Raw genomic sequence first — 14,047 nt, 5'->3', positions numbered from 1 at the left:
TGTCCATCCCTATAAGGAAATATACCTAATCAGGTCAGAAAGATAGCCGCTCTCAACGCGGCCAGCGCAGCGCCGCGTCCATCCATCAACGGCGCGCCATCGTTCCGAAGTGCGCGCCGTGCCAGCGCCTCCAGCACCGCAAGCCCGCGCAGATCGCCAGGAAGCCTCCCCCGTGCGGTGCTGCAGGCTTTCGCCGCATCGAGGAACAAGGCGCGTTCTGCAAGATTGGAAACGCCCGCTGCGACGTCAACCAATGCCCAGCACCGCGCCGCCTGCGCGACACGCTGGCGCACAGCGCCGCCGGGATCGCCAGCAAAACTGACGAACGGAGCCGCACGCCCATCGGCGAATGCAGTCACATCGTCCGGCCCAAGCTGTTCTTCGCCGATCAGGATTTCCCAGCCATCGACCATGGCGATCAACGATTCCTCGTGTCCGGACCAAAGCGTGCCAATGCCATCCAGCACCGCATCCCCGAGAGGTCGCTGTTCAAGGGGTTGCTTCAAGACATCGCGCCACCATGCCAGACGCATCTGACCTAGCATCGGCTCGGTGGTGCGCGATACGATCCGCGCCAGACGCCGATCAAGCTGAAGCAACAGGCTTAGATGCGCGCGAGCCTTCCGCGAGCTCCAGGCCAGGGCCAGCTCGGCTTCGGGCGGGAGTATGTCGTGGTCACCCGGTGTCACAGCCACGGCTTATGCGCGTTGCACCGCCTCAACAACAGGCGTTTTGGGAAAAGCTTTCCGCCGAGGACGCTTCGATCCTCAGCAGGCGTGCATGGCCTGCCCGGTCACAGGCGTCACGTTCATGATCGCGCCGCCACGGGTTCTGAATGTGGCGACTTCCCTGAACATATTGTTCTGAGGCAAGATAAAGCCCACCAGGCTCTGCGAAATGATCGACTGATAGGGGTAGAACACCTCGGCCACGACGACCATCTGGTTCTGGCCGAGTTCGAGCGTGTTGGGCAAGATGACCTCGGGACCGTCGGCGATATCATTCGTGGAGGTCCACTGCGTCCCGAATGAACTAGCAAAACCGTCTGCCTCCATGCACCGCTGCCACGCGACCTTGTTTTGGACTTCATTGTCCGTGTCGTCGTAAATACCAAGCACCGCGGTGATGATGACCTGTCCGCCTGCCCCGAATTCGAATGGCCTTGCGATTTGCGGCACGGCGGCGAACATATCGCCGATCTGCCGTTCGTTGGGCGGCACCTGGTTGCTCGCAATCAGATCAGCGACGGTCGAGGCGATCCGCTCGGTTTTCTGACGGGCGAGCACGACGTTCGTAAATTCCAGACCGACGAGCCCGAACCCCAGAAAAACCGGGAGCACGTAAGCGAATTCGATGAATGCCAGGCCGCTCGAATCCCCAAGCAGACGCCGCGCAAAAGCCGCGACGCGCCGGGTGGATTCGGTCCCGAATTTTGCGATTTTGGTTATGGACATGTCACTTCTTTGAATGGCTCGTTTCTCACCACCGTCTCAGCCGTGATGGTGTAGAAACCGTCTGTGTTGTTGAGTGCCTTCGCCATGTACGGGATAAGGGAAGGCACATTGTACGACGCGGTAAACTCCACCACTTCGCCGAAAGCGCCGAAATTGCCGGTCTTGCCCATGTCAGCATCCCACTGACCATTGCCGTTGATGTCGGTATAGGCCTCGCCGTCATTGAATACCCCGTCACCATTCACGTCATTGAATGGTTCCGGATTGCCGACGTTGCCGAAGTTGGTCCCGTAGGATGCGACAGTAAGAACGGGCGGATTCCCGTCCGCGCTCGCGACGACCGACATGCGCTCGGCGAGTTCGGCTCTGATCAGGTCGGCATTCTGGGCCGGACACTGGGCGACCTTCGATTGGCGCGAGGCCACGAGGATCGAACTTTCCAGGGTCGATCGGGCGAAGCCCACATAACCCAGTTCGAGCAGCCCGAAGAGGAGCAGGAACATCACCGGCGCGACAAATGCGAACTCGACGGCGGTCACGCCGTTCTCGTCGCGAGATAGGTTCCGCAGCCCCAACATCAGTTGGTCAGCCTCAGATCGATCAGCTCGGATGCGATTGTCGTGAATGCATCGTTCAGTTCCGCGCCGTTCGCCGCCGAGAAGAAGTGGGTGTTGCGGTCACTTGCGCAAACGCGGAACATTTCGCGCGTGGCGTTGCCCTGCGTACCGGTGTCGAGCGCGAAGGCAATCGTGTAGATCTCGATCCCGTCGGCCTTCATCGCCTCGCAGGTCTTGGCGAAGCGCCGCGAGAGGTGATCGATCGTCGAGTCTTTGGTGGTGGACGTGGTGATCAACCGATCTTCATAGGTCTTGTAGGCCGTGTAGGCCGTGTCGAGCACCTTGGGACTGCCCCGGCCGTCATCGCGGCTATCAAAGTTACCGTCGGTCATGAAGATCACGATCTTCTTGACGGGCACATTGGCTGGCCGGTTCCGCGGGAAATAATCTTCGCGCTGCATGAGCCGGTACGCCCATGTCATTGCGGGATTGTGGAACGTGCCGGTGCCCGGTTTCAGCGCAAAATTTTCGTTGTCGACATAGCTCTTCAAGCCGGACTTCGTCGCTGCGTAGGAGAGCGGCAGAGCCTGTGCCGGACACTGGTAGTTCGGCGAAGCGCCCCAGAGGTTGTTGGGAGATGCACTGGTGCTGGTGCCGGACTTGTGATTGTAGAACCTCGCGTCGCGATACTGGTCCTTGTCAGGCAGGCGATTGAAGTCGATGACGGTATTATTATCGTTGCAGCTACCGGGCGCGCCATTCGAAGTGCGCTTGCAGATATTGTTGCCATGAAGCCGGATCAAAGCCGTCTTGATTGTCGGAATCTCGAAGAACTGGTCCTGTCGGCCGGACGGGATTTTGTAACGATTATTGATGTCCTGAAACGAATCGACGTAAATCGGCGGATAGATGAACGGCTCGATCTTCGGCATCCCGTTTTCACCGGGCATATTGTCGGTCAGATCGTAAGCGCCATTGTCAATCGTAAAGCGGTCGGTCGAAATGTTCTGGATCGTCTCGTCCGCAAAGACGCAGCCCTTCCACCCGAGTTCGTCATTCAGGCCCACGTCCGTGAAGCCCGGATGGCTCTCGATCGCGCTGGCATTCGTGGCGCGGACAAGGTGTCCGACATTGACCATCGTGTTGTAGGGCAGGATGCCGACGGCAAATCCGTCGCGGGACTCGCGGCTGCCATAGATCGTGTCGACGAAGTTCTTGGCCGCGGACTTAAGATCGCGCATCCGCTGACCTTCCATCGACCCGGTGTTATCCAGCACCAGGAGCGCTTCGATCGACGTTGGCAGCGTTTCGGAAGCTTCCGCAACCGAGCGAGCCTGAACGGCGAGGGTCGGAATGCCGACCAGGCGAAGCAGCGTCGTATTGATGACACCGCTGGCCTCGACCGTCGCGGTGATGACATCATTCTGATCCACGACCGTGACACCGGGCGTCTGGAGCGTGGCACCAAGGTACCCTGAAGGGAAGTTGGCGCTGATATAGTTTTGTCCGACCGCGGTGGCTTCGCTGGCAGTGTTGCTGGACAATTGCTTGGCGCGGACTGCCGCCAGAGCGCCCGCGTCCGCAGCGCCCTGCAGTTTGGAGTTCGCCAAATAGGCCCGACCGAAGTCGATCCCTGCTCCGATCATCGCCATCGTTGGAATCAACGCGGCAGCCATCATCGGCAAGACGTTCGCACGCGTATCACCCAGGACGGACCTGGCGAAAGCGCGGCGCGCTGAAACCGGTGAATTCGAATTGGACAAGACAGCCTCCACTGGAATCATTGGATTTCCAGCGGACAGCCTAGGCAGAAACTCCTAACTGAACGTTAAAGCGGTGACCTGCTTTCGCTGCATCGATTCAATGCGCGCACCCGCGCCGACCTGGAACCAGGCTCTGCACCCGGCTCCGCGCCACGGATCGTCATGTATGCGCTTCTACTTGTAGCAAACCTTCCGCGCAGCCTCGGCGATGCGGGCCGGATCGATCAGCGCCAGCTTTTCGAGGTTCGCGGCATAGGGCAGCGGCACATCCTCGTTGCACACCCGCAGCACCGGTGCATCGAGATGGTCGAAGCCCTCCTCCATGCAGATGCTGATGATTTCGCTGGCGATCGAACAGGTCGGCCAGCCTTCCTCGGCCACGATCAGGCGATTGGTCTTGGCAAGGCTGGTCAGGACCGCCTGCTTGTCGAGCGGGCGCAATGTTCTGAGGTCGATAACCTCGGCCTCGATGCCTTCGTCCGCCAGCGTCGCCGCCGCTTCCAGCGCCATGCCGACGCCGATCGAATAGCTGACGATGGTGACATCGCCGCCTTCGCGCATGATCCGCGCCTTGCCGATTGGCAGCACATAATCATCCAAATCGGGAACGTCGAAGCTGCGCCCGTAGACCAGCTCGTTTTCGAGGAAAACGACCGGATCCTCGCTGCGGATTGCCGCCTTGAGCAATCCCTTGGCATCGGCGGCATCGAACGGCGCGATGACGATCAGGCCGGGGACGCTGGCATACCACGGCCCGTAATTTTGGCTGTGCTGCGCGCCCACGCGTGAGGCCGCACCGTTGGGGCCGCGAAACACGATCGGGCAGCGCATCTGGCCGCCGCTCATGTAGTTGGTCTTGGCGGCCGAATTGATGATGTGGTCAATCGCCTGCATGGCGAAGTTGAAGGTCATGAACTCGACGATAGGACGCAATCCGCCCATCGCCGCACCGGTACCGATCCCGGCAAAGCCATATTCCGTGATCGGCGTGTCGATCACGCGCTTCGGCCCGAACTCGTCGAGCAGGCCTTGGGTGACCTTGTAGGCGCCCTGATATTCGGCGACTTCCTCGCCCATCACGAAGACGCGGGGATCGCGGCGCATTTCCTCGGCCATGGCATCGCGCAGCGCCTCGCGCACTGCGGTGCTGGTGAAGCTGGTGCCTTCCGGAATGGCCGGGTCTTTCGCGGCAGTGGCAGGCGACGGTTTGTCAGCCTTCGGTGAAGGTGTGGGCGTCGATACCGGCGCGGGTTCCTTTTCCGGCTCAGGCGCAGATACCTCGGCAGGCCCCTCCCCTTCCCCTTCGATCAGCGCGATCACCGCGCCAACGGCCACATCTTCAGTGCCCGCTTCGATCAGGATCTTGGACAATACGCCTTCGTCGATCGCCTCGAATTCCATCGTCGCCTTGTCGGTTTCGATCTCGGCAATGATGTCGCCCGGTTCGATCCGGTCGCCTTCAGCCTTCAGCCACTTGGCGAGCGTGCCCTGCTCCATCGTCGGCGACAGCGCCGGCATCTTCAGTTCGATCGCCATGGCTCAATACTCCCCCACCAGCACATCGGTGTAGAGTTCACCTGCACCGGGCTCGGGAGAGTTTTCGGCAAAATCAGCCGCCTGTGCCACTTCGGCGCGGATAGCCTTGTCGATGCTTTTCAATTCGTCCTCGGCCTTGCCGCTCTCGATCAGGGTCTTTTTCAGCCGCTCGATCGGATCGTGGTGGTCGCGTTGGTCCTGCACTTCCTCGCGGGTGCGGTATTTGGCCGGGTCGGACATCGAATGCCCGCGATAGCGATAGGTGTTGCACTCCATCAGCACCGGGCCCTTGCCTGCGCGCACATGGGCAAAAGCGACTTCGGCGGCGGCGCGCACTTCGAGCACGTCCATGCCGTTCACTTCCATCCCCGGAATGCGGAACGACGTGCCGCGCCGGTAGAAGCGTGTTTCCGCCGACGAACGCTTGGTCGATGTGCCCATCGCGTATTGGTTGTCCTCCACCACGAACACGATCGGCAGGTTCCACAGCGCCGCCATGTTGAAGGTTTCGTAGACCTGTCCCTGATTGGCCGCACCGTCACCGAAATAGGCAAGGCACAGCCCGCCATCCTCATTGTACTGGTGCGCGAGCGCGAGCCCGCCGCCCAGAGCCACCTGCGCACCGACGATGCCGTGCCCGCCGTAGAATTTGTGCTCGGTCGAGAACATATGCATCGACCCGCCCTTGCCCTTGGAAATCCCGGCTTCGCGGCCAGTCAGTTCGGCCATGATGACCTTGGGATCGATCCCGTAAGCGAGCATGTGACCGTGATCGCGGTAGCCGGTGATCACGCTGTCGCGATCATTGTCGAGCGCGGACTGCAGCCCGATAGCGACCGCTTCCTGACCAATATAAAGATGACAGAACCCGCCGATCAGGCCGAGCCCGTAAAGCTGGCCGGCCTTCTCCTCGAACCGCCGGATCAGCAGCATCTGGCGATAGAATTCAAGCATCTCCGCATCATCTGCGGCATAACGCTTGTTCGCTTCGAACGCTTCCTGCAGCGAACTCAGGACGAAATCGGGATCGTCCGAAGGTGCGGCGGCCGTGTTGGTCGGTGAGGCGGGTTTCTTTGCAGCCGATGCGGCTTTGGAAGGCTGTTTGGCCAAGATCGGTTTCCTCTCTCAGGCGCGGCTCGGGGGAGGAGATGCGCGCGCGAATGCTATTGGCGGGGAATCGCCCGCCGTGCAACGTGTTGCGTCAGAGATAGCAGCGCCCGCATACGAAATCAGCACGTCACCGGGAAATTGCGCGTCACTCGTCCTCGATCGTGATGACGACCTCGTCCTCGTGAATGACGCCAAGCTGTTTGCGCACTAGCTCGCTGGCGAGGTCGGGATCGGCGGCTTCGGGATCGAGCAGCATCACCCGGTTGCGCAGGGCATCGCGCTTTTCGGTGAGCTGGGCGATCTCGGCCTCGCGTTGCTCAAGCGTCGCCGCGCTTTCGCTCCATGCCAACAGCCCTGTCGGCCCCGCGACTGCGAAGCCAGCCAGCGCCAACAGCACGCACAGCGCGGCAATACGTTTCCTTCGCTCGCCTGAAACCGTGTTGTGCATGTCTGGCTCAATCCCCTTACCGCCGCAGAAACGACAGAATCACACTTGGGCGCTCACCGCAAGCACCATGCGCGCACCTGCGCAATAAACCTTGCGGATTGCGACTCAATAGCTGCGCGGCAGGCCGAGTACGTGTTCGGCAAGATAAGACAGGATCAGGTTGGTCGAGATCGGCGCGACGGTGTAAAGGCGCGCTTCGCGGAACTTTCGCTCGACATCATATTCTTCGGCAAAGCCGAACCCGCCGAAGGTCTGAATGCACATGTCGGCCGCGGCCCAGCTGGCCTCCGATGCGAGCAGCTTGGCCATATTGGCCTCTTCGCCCGGATTGCCGCCCTCGTCATAGACCCGTGCGGCGTGCCGGACCATCAATTCAGCAGCGCGCATCTGGGCATAGGCGCGGGCGATCGGGAACTGCACACCCTGATTCTGGCCGATCGGACGAGCGAAGACGTTGCGATCCTTGGCATAGCCTGTGGCCTTTTCGATGAACCACTTGGCATCGCCGATGCACTCGGCGGCGATCAGGATGCGTTCGGCGTTCATACCCGACAGGATGTAGCGGAAGCCCTTCCCCTCCTCGCCCACCAGCGCGGATGCGGGAATGCGCAGATCATCGAAGAACACCTCGCAGGACGAATGGTTCATCATCGTGCGGATCGGCTTCACCGTCATGCCGTTTTGCAGTGCCGCCTGCATATCGACGAGAAACAACGACAGCCCTTCGGTCTTGCTGGCAGCCTGCTCACGCGGGGTCGTCCGGGCGAGCAACAGCATCAGGTCGGAATGTTCGGCGCGGCTGGTCCAAATCTTCTGGCCGGTGATGATGTACTCGTTCCCGTCCCTGACCGCGCGGGTTTTGAGAGACAGCGTGTCGGTGCCGCTGGTCGGTTCGGACACGCCGAATGCCTGCAAGCGCAACTCACCGCTGGCGATGCGCGGGAGATATTCGGCCTTCTGCGCTTCGCTGCCGTAACGCAGCAGCGTGTTCATGATGTACATTTGCGCATGAGCGGATGATCCGTTGCAGCCCGACGCCTGAATCTCCTCCATGATGACGCACGCCGCCTCAAGGCTGAGGCCGCTGCCGCCATGTTCGGCCGGAATCAGCGCGGCGAGGAATCCCGCTTTCGTCAGAGCGTCGACAAACTCCGCCGGATATTCGCGCGCCGCGTCCTTGGCGCGCCAGTATTCACCCGGAAATCCTTCGCAGAGGCTAGCGACAGCACGGCGGATCTCGGCAAGGTCATCAGTATCGTGGTTTTGCATGGCGCGCAGCGTCTCCCTGTGGCGCGGCTGCTAGCGCGGAGAGCGGGGCCGAGTCCACCTCGCCAGTTCGCAATGCCACAATCGAGGAGAAAGGTGGTGACCCCGGCGCGATTCGAACGCGCGGCCCCCAGATTAGGAATCTGGTGCTCTATCCGGCTGAGCTACGGGGTCCCACCGCTTGTCTTAGCAGGGCGCGTCCACCTTTCAATTCAACTTTTCCGGCGGCGCGACCGGGAAAGGCAACGGCGCAACCGGCACGCCTTCTTCGATCAGCGCCTTCGCTTCGGAAAGGCTCGCCTGCCCATGAATCGGGGCTTCGTCGCGCTCGCCATAATGCATCTTGCGGGTTTCATCGGCGAACTTGTCGCCTACCCAGGTGCTTTTCTTGAGCGCCTCCGCCTGCGCCTTGGCGAGCGCGGCGAGCGCCTTCTTCACCTCAGGCGACATCGGCACATTGGCGAGTTGCTGCGATGGTTCGGGCACGGCTGGCATACGCTCGGGCCTGCTGTTGCCCTTGGCCGGAACCGCCGGGGCCATCGGCGCCTTGGTCACCTCGGCCGATCCGCAATGCGGACACGCCACCAGCCCGCGATCCTGCTGCTCGGCAAAGTCGGTCGAGGAACCGAACCAGCCTTCGAACCGGTGGCCTTCGGCGCACGCAAGGTCAAATACGATCATTGTTCATTCTATCCGGGAATCGCACGGCGGTTGGCAAGGGACGGCACCTGTGCGCGTACCTCGGCAATTCGTGCAAGGTCGATGTCGCAAAAGCCCAGCCCCGGCGCATCGCCGCCCATGTCCAGCAGCACTTCGCCCCACGGATCGACGACAAGGCTGTGGCCGTAGGTTTCGCGCCCGTCCGCATGGTGGCCCACCTGCGCGGCGGCAATGACGAAAGCGCTCGCCTCGATCGCGCGGGCGCGAAGCAGGACGTGCCAATGCGCTTCGCCTGTCGGCTTGGTGAAAGCTGCGGGCACGGCGATGGCATCGCAGCGGCGATTGCCCAGTTCGCCGAACAGCGCCGGGAACCTGAGGTCGTAACACACCGTCAGCCCGAGCCTGCCGACCGGAGTATTCTCGACGGTCACGACCTTGCGGCCCGGCTCGTAAGCGGAACTTTCCCGCCAGTGCTCGCCTGTGGCCAGTTCGACGTCGAACATATGCATCTTGTCGTAGGTGACAGGATCGCCGCCCTGGGCGCGACAATAAAGGGATCGGTTCGCCCATCTGCCGTCACCGGCCGCGACCGGCATTGAACCGACGGCAAGATCGATGAAACCCTTGGCAGCGATGATCGACAGCAAATGGGCGGCCTCATCCGAATCGCCGGAATCGATCCATGGCGCTGCCCGTTCGCGGTTGCGATCCAGCAACAGCGACATTTCAGGGGTGAACAGCACTTCAGCCCCCTGCTTGGCTGCGTCCCTGGCTGCCGTCTCGATGACGTCCATGTTCGCGTCGGGATCGATCCCCGAACACATCTGCAAGACAGCGATCTTCGGCATCAGCCCGCCAGCAATCCATCAAGCTTGCCCGCGCGTTCCAACGCTGCAAGTTCGTCCGACCCGCCGACGTGGGTTTCCCCGATGAAGATTTGCGGCACTGTCATCGCCCGCGGCGCCCGCTCGCGCATTTCGTCCCGTTTGGGGCCGCCCATGGTGATGTCATGTTCGGCATATTCCGCCCCCTTGTCGTCGAGCAGCCGCTTCGCACGCACGCAGTAAGGGCATCCGAATTTGGTGTAGATGTCGATTTGTGGCTGGGCCATTACGATCCTCTTGAAAGCGAAAACTTGCAAACCAGATAGTGTCTGTCGCCGCGTTCCGCCAGCCTTGGGGAACGATCCGGCGACAATGCGGGTGCTGCTTCCGGCAGGCCCGCGATCCGAACCAAATTGCTCAAGCACGAGGATTTGCACTATGTCACGTTTCGATTTCACTCCCTATCGCCGCAGCACCGTGGGCTTCGATCGCCTGTTCGACCTGCTGGAAAATCAGGCGCGGTTGAATGCCGGCGACAATTACCCGCCGTTCAACATTTCGCGGTCCGGCGAGGACAATTACCGCATCACGCTGGCGGTGGCGGGTTTCCGTTCGCAGGATATCGACATAACCGCGCAGCAGAACCTCCTGGTCGTTCAGGGCCGCAAGCGCGATGAAGCCGCCGACGGTTCCGAACTGATCCATGTCGGCATCGCCAATCGCGGGTTCGAGCGACGTTTCGAATTGGCCGATTTCGTTCGCGTCGAAAGCGCTGATCTTGCCGACGGATTGCTTGTCATCGATCTGGTGCGCGAGGTGCCCGAGGCGATGAAGCCGAAGAAAATCGCGATCAACGGTGCCGCCCGGCTCTCGGCCGTGCCGGTAGTCGATGATGGCGAGGAATCGGCGGCCAGCGCCGCCTGATCCCGGCATTATTCGAGCAAAAATCAAAGGGGGCGGATCTTGCGATCCGCCCCCACGGCTTACGCCGCCTCGCCTGATCCTGTCCGTCCGGGTCGCAGAAGACGGACAAAATCCGGCAAGCTCAAAAAGTAAAACCACCAGACTAGGGCGGTCTGCGCGATATTATCGCGATCCGCTGGCTCTAGCCTGCACGCCTTACGAAATCGTCTCGACTGCCCTGCGTCTAATGCTGAAACGCAATGTCACGCAAGCGCAATCTTGCAGACTTGTAAGGATGCGACACGAGGCTTCAAATCCTTGTAACAAAACGGTGCAGGGGCTTGGGAAGGATTAGCTCGAGCGCCGCCATCACGCACCCGAGCCGCCTCACATCAAACCAGTCGCGATTGCTCCAGCGCGGCGGCAATGAACCCGGCGAACAGCGGATGCGGGTCGAAAGGGCGCGATTTCAGCTCGGGATGGAATTGCACCCCGACGAACCAAGGGTGATCGGGCCTTTCCACGATCTCAGGCAGTAGGCCATCGGGCGACATGCCGGCAAACACCAGCCCATCCTTCTCCAGCGGTTCGATGAAGGCGCTGTTGACTTCGTAGCGGTGACGGTGGCGCTCCGATATCACTTCGGCGCCGCCATATATCCGCGCCGTATGACTATTGGCGCTGAGCTTGGCCGGATAGGCGCCAAGCCTCATCGTGCCGCCCAGATCGCCGCCCGCCTCGCGCTGCTGAAGGCCTTCCTTGCTCATCCATTCGGTGATGATCCCCACCACCGGCGCATCGGTGACGCCAAATTCGGTGGACGAAGCATTTGCGAACCCCGCCGCGCGCGCACCTTCGATGCACGCCATTTGCATGCCGAGGCAGATGCCGAAAAACGGGACGTTTCGTTCGCGCGCGAACCGCACGGCTGAAATCTTGCCTTCGCTGCCGCGCTCGCCGAAGCCACCGGGCACCAGAATGCCGTGCATCGGTTCCAACGCTGGGATGATCTGCGATGCATCGTCGCCTTCGAAAATCTCAGCGTCGATCCACTTGATGTTGACCTTGACCCGGTTGGCCAGCCCGCCATGCACCAGCGCCTCGTTGAGGCTTTTGTAGGCATCGGGCAGGCCGACATATTTGCCGACGACCGCGATGGTCACTTCGCCTTCGGGGTTGAAATAGCGGTCGGTGACATCGTCCCACGCTGCAAGGTCGGGCTCGGGCGCATCATGGATGCCGAAGGCGCGCAACACCTCACGGTCGAGACCCTCGCCGTGATATTGCAGAGGGACCGAATAGATCGAAGGCGCATCGAGTGCCGGGATCACCGCTTCGGCGCGCACGTTGCAGAACTGCGCAATCTTGCGGCGTTCGCTATCGGGGATGGGATGCTCCGCGCGGCACAGCAGCAGATCGGGCTTTATCCCGAGGCTGGCAAGTTCGCGCACGGAGTGCTGGGTCGGCTTGGTCTTCAACTCGCCCGCCGCCTTGATATAAGGCACCAGCGTGACATGGACGCTGAGGGTCTGGAGCGGTTCAAGCTCGTTCCTGAGCTGGCGGATCGCCTCCATGAACGGCAGCGATTCGATGTCGCCCACCGTTCCGCCGATTTCGCACAGGATGAAATCGTGATCGCCCTGATCGGCCAGCGCAAACTGCTTGATCGCGTCGGTCACGTGCGGGATCACCTGCACCGTCGCGCCGAGATAGTCGCCGCGACGTTCCTTGGTGATGATGTCGCGGTAAACGCGCCCGCTGGTGATATTGTCGCTCTGCCGTGCCGACACGCCCGTGAAGCGTTCGTAATGGCCGAGATCGAGATCGGTCTCCGCCCCGTCATCGGTCACATAGACCTCACCGTGCTGATACGGGCTCATCGTACCCGGATCGACGTTGAGATAGGGATCGAACTTGCGGATGCGGACCTTGTAGCCACGCGCCTGCAGCAGGGCCGCCAGAGAGGCTGCCATGAGACCTTTGCCAAGCGAGGAGACCACGCCGCCGGTGATGAAAATGAACCGCGCCATGGGAGTTGGGCCTTAAGCGTCGAGAGGGATTCGGGGCAAGCGAATTGCAGCGTCGCAGCAAACCCATCCACAGGCCTGTGGCCCAATGGCCGCGTTCACCCCCCGCCCCGCACAGGAACGGAAGGAAAAAAGCACGCTGCCGCGATGGCTGCTTTACGGATGGCCTATTCGGCGAGCGGATCCTGCGCCGGTGTTGCCGGGGTCGGTTCTGCCGGAGCGGCTTGTGCCGGAACCTGCGGCTCTGCCAACAGGTCTGTCGCGCCTGCGGGAGCATTCGCCCCGCGTTCGAGCGTGGAACTCACCGTGCCGACACTGCTTTCGCGAACCGCCAAAGCGGCAAGCACGATCGACAGCAACACGAAGGCAATCGCCAGCCACTTGGTCGCACGGGTCAGGAAATCCGCCGCCCCGCGCGCACCGATTCCACTGGAAGAACCGCCGCCGATACCGAGCCCTCCGCCCTCCGAGCGCTGCATCAGCACCACACCCACAAGTGTGGCGGCCACCAGAGCCTGGATTACGGTGAGGAAGATAAACAGCGACATGAACAAATCTCTTCTTGAAGGCAGGCGGCGCAAAGGCGCTCTGCGCGCCATGTAGGCTCACCATACGCGAACAGCAAGGGCGCGCCGGCTTTCCGAATCTGGGGTGGCAGGGTCAGTGGTCGGTCGGCTCGCCCGCGGCAAGAGCGATGCCCATGAAGCTGTCGGCCGTCAGGCTGGCTCCGCCCACCAAGGCGCCGCCCACATCGGGCACGGCGAAAATCTCGGCAGCGTTCTCTGGCTTGACCGAGCCGCCATAGATGATGCGCGCTTCGCCGCCCTGTTCCTCGCCGTACAGCTCGACCAGCAGCTTACGGATCTCGGCGTGCATCTCGGCGATGTCGTCGGTGGTGGCGGCCGTGCCGGTGCCGATCGCCCAGATCGGTTCGTAAGCGATGGTAACCCGCTCAGCGAGGTCGGCCGGTGCCTCGTCCGCTGGCGGGAGCGAGGCCTTGAGCTGCTTTCCGACGAACGCCACCGCGCGGCCCGATTCGCGGATGTCGATGGTTTCGCCGCAGCACATGATGATCCGCAGGCCCGCCGCCAGCGCCGCCTGTGCCTTGGCGCGGACCAGCCCATCGGTTTCGCCATGGCCCTGCCGCCGCTCGGAATGGCCGAGGATCACGAATTTCGCGCCGGCATCGGCGACCATGGCGGCCGAGATGTCGCCGGTAAAGGCGCCGCCATCTTCATGATGGCAATCCTGCGCCCCGACCGAAATCTGCTCAGCCTCGCGGTGGATCGGGTGGATCAGCGTGAACGGAGGCGCAAGCGCGACCTCGACCTTCATATGCCGCTGGGCCGCACGGTCGATGGCCCGCGCTTCGGAAAGCATCGCGCGGGTGCCGTGCATCTTCCAGTTTCCGACGATGTAGGGTCGGCGTGTCATGGGGTGTGTCCTGCACAAGTGAAGAGGGGAAGTGATTCCCCGAAGCCTTTACGGCCACCGGACGC

15 protein-coding genes and 1 tRNA gene are annotated in these 14,047 nt (G+C 61.8%); 1 reads left to right on the top strand and 15 read right to left on the bottom strand.

What is annotated here, in order from left to right; genetic code table 11:
• Window positions 1-29: 29 nt before the first annotated feature.
• The 12 genes from J3454_RS01780 to grxC all read right to left on the bottom strand — a co-directional run bounded on the left by J3454_RS01780 (window position 30) and on the right by grxC (window position 9,905).
• On the bottom strand, window positions 30-506 hold the full coding sequence (locus J3454_RS01780) for a hypothetical protein (RefSeq protein WP_349512043.1): 477 nt from the start codon (window positions 504-506) through the stop codon (window positions 30-32).
• Between the two features lie 261 nt (window positions 507-767).
• Window positions 768-1,454 (bottom strand): TadE/TadG family type IV pilus assembly protein, encoded by a 687-nt coding sequence (locus tag J3454_RS01775; RefSeq protein ID WP_349512042.1) that lies wholly within the window; start codon window positions 1,452-1,454, stop codon window positions 768-770.
• The gene (locus tag J3454_RS01770) at window positions 1,445-1,993 is read right to left on the bottom strand and encodes a TadE/TadG family type IV pilus assembly protein (RefSeq protein ID WP_349512041.1); all 549 of its coding nucleotides are present in this window, start codon (window positions 1,991-1,993) and stop codon (window positions 1,445-1,447) included. The genes J3454_RS01775 and J3454_RS01770 overlap by 10 nt, the downstream gene beginning before the upstream one ends.
• A 38-nt stretch (window positions 1,994-2,031) precedes the next feature.
• The gene (locus J3454_RS01765; RefSeq protein ID WP_349512040.1) at window positions 2,032-3,774 is read right to left on the bottom strand and encodes a pilus assembly protein TadG-related protein; all 1,743 of its coding nucleotides are present in this window, start codon (window positions 3,772-3,774) and stop codon (window positions 2,032-2,034) included.
• A gap of 174 nt (window positions 3,775-3,948) precedes the next feature.
• Window positions 3,949-5,310, bottom strand: coding sequence for a pyruvate dehydrogenase complex E1 component subunit beta (locus J3454_RS01760; RefSeq protein ID WP_349512039.1), 1,362 nt, complete (start codon window positions 5,308-5,310; stop codon window positions 3,949-3,951).
• Between the two features lie 3 nt (window positions 5,311-5,313).
• On the bottom strand, window positions 5,314-6,420 hold the full coding sequence (pdhA, locus tag J3454_RS01755) for a pyruvate dehydrogenase (acetyl-transferring) E1 component subunit alpha (RefSeq protein WP_349512038.1): 1,107 nt from the start codon (window positions 6,418-6,420) through the stop codon (window positions 5,314-5,316).
• Between the two features lie 145 nt (window positions 6,421-6,565).
• Entirely contained in the window at window positions 6,566-6,868 is a 303-nt protein-coding gene (locus J3454_RS01750; protein ID WP_349512037.1) for an FtsB family cell division protein, read from the bottom strand.
• Between the two features lie 105 nt (window positions 6,869-6,973).
• Window positions 6,974-8,137: an acyl-CoA dehydrogenase family protein gene (locus J3454_RS01745; RefSeq protein ID WP_349512036.1), complete on the bottom strand. Its 1,164-nt coding sequence runs from the start codon at window positions 8,135-8,137 to the stop codon at window positions 6,974-6,976.
• Between the two features lie 94 nt (window positions 8,138-8,231).
• Window positions 8,232-8,308, bottom strand: a tRNA-Arg gene (locus J3454_RS01740).
• A 33-nt stretch (window positions 8,309-8,341) separates the two neighbouring features.
• Window positions 8,342-8,815 (bottom strand): DUF1178 family protein, encoded by a 474-nt coding sequence (locus J3454_RS01735; RefSeq protein ID WP_349512035.1) that lies wholly within the window; start codon window positions 8,813-8,815, stop codon window positions 8,342-8,344.
• An 8-nt stretch (window positions 8,816-8,823) separates the two neighbouring features.
• Entirely contained in the window at window positions 8,824-9,642 is an 819-nt protein-coding gene (locus tag J3454_RS01730; RefSeq protein WP_349512034.1) for a carbon-nitrogen hydrolase family protein, read from the bottom strand.
• The gene (grxC, locus tag J3454_RS01725) at window positions 9,642-9,905 is read right to left on the bottom strand and encodes a glutaredoxin 3 (RefSeq protein ID WP_349512033.1); all 264 of its coding nucleotides are present in this window, start codon (window positions 9,903-9,905) and stop codon (window positions 9,642-9,644) included. Before grxC ends, J3454_RS01730 begins: the two co-directional genes overlap by 1 nt.
• 151 nt (window positions 9,906-10,056) lie before the next feature.
• Between grxC and J3454_RS01720 the strand changes: the two genes are divergently transcribed.
• The gene (locus tag J3454_RS01720) at window positions 10,057-10,542 is read left to right on the top strand and encodes an Hsp20 family protein (protein WP_349512032.1); all 486 of its coding nucleotides are present in this window, start codon (window positions 10,057-10,059) and stop codon (window positions 10,540-10,542) included.
• 371 nt (window positions 10,543-10,913) lie between these two features.
• Here J3454_RS01720 and pyrG read toward each other — a convergent pair whose 3' ends face one another.
• The 3 genes from pyrG to tpiA form a co-directional block, all read right to left on the bottom strand.
• Window positions 10,914-12,551 carry a CTP synthase gene (pyrG, locus tag J3454_RS01715; protein ID WP_349512031.1) on the bottom strand — a complete coding sequence of 546 codons (1,638 nt, stop codon included), beginning with the start codon at window positions 12,549-12,551 and terminating at the stop codon, window positions 10,914-10,916.
• Window positions 12,552-12,715: 164 nt separating this feature from the next.
• The gene (gene secG, locus J3454_RS01710) at window positions 12,716-13,090 is read right to left on the bottom strand and encodes a preprotein translocase subunit SecG (protein ID WP_502878568.1); all 375 of its coding nucleotides are present in this window, start codon (window positions 13,088-13,090) and stop codon (window positions 12,716-12,718) included.
• A 118-nt stretch (window positions 13,091-13,208) separates the two neighbouring features.
• Window positions 13,209-13,982, bottom strand: coding sequence for a triose-phosphate isomerase (gene tpiA / locus J3454_RS01705; RefSeq protein ID WP_349512029.1), 774 nt, complete (start codon window positions 13,980-13,982; stop codon window positions 13,209-13,211).
• Between the last annotated feature and the right edge of the window lie 65 nt (window positions 13,983-14,047).

This window comes from Erythrobacter sp. NFXS35 (assembly GCF_040148725.1).
Taxonomy (GTDB): domain Bacteria; phylum Pseudomonadota; class Alphaproteobacteria; order Sphingomonadales; family Sphingomonadaceae; genus Erythrobacter.
The sequence above is the reverse complement of the archived record's forward strand: the minus strand, read 5'-3'. Positions and strand labels throughout refer to the sequence as shown.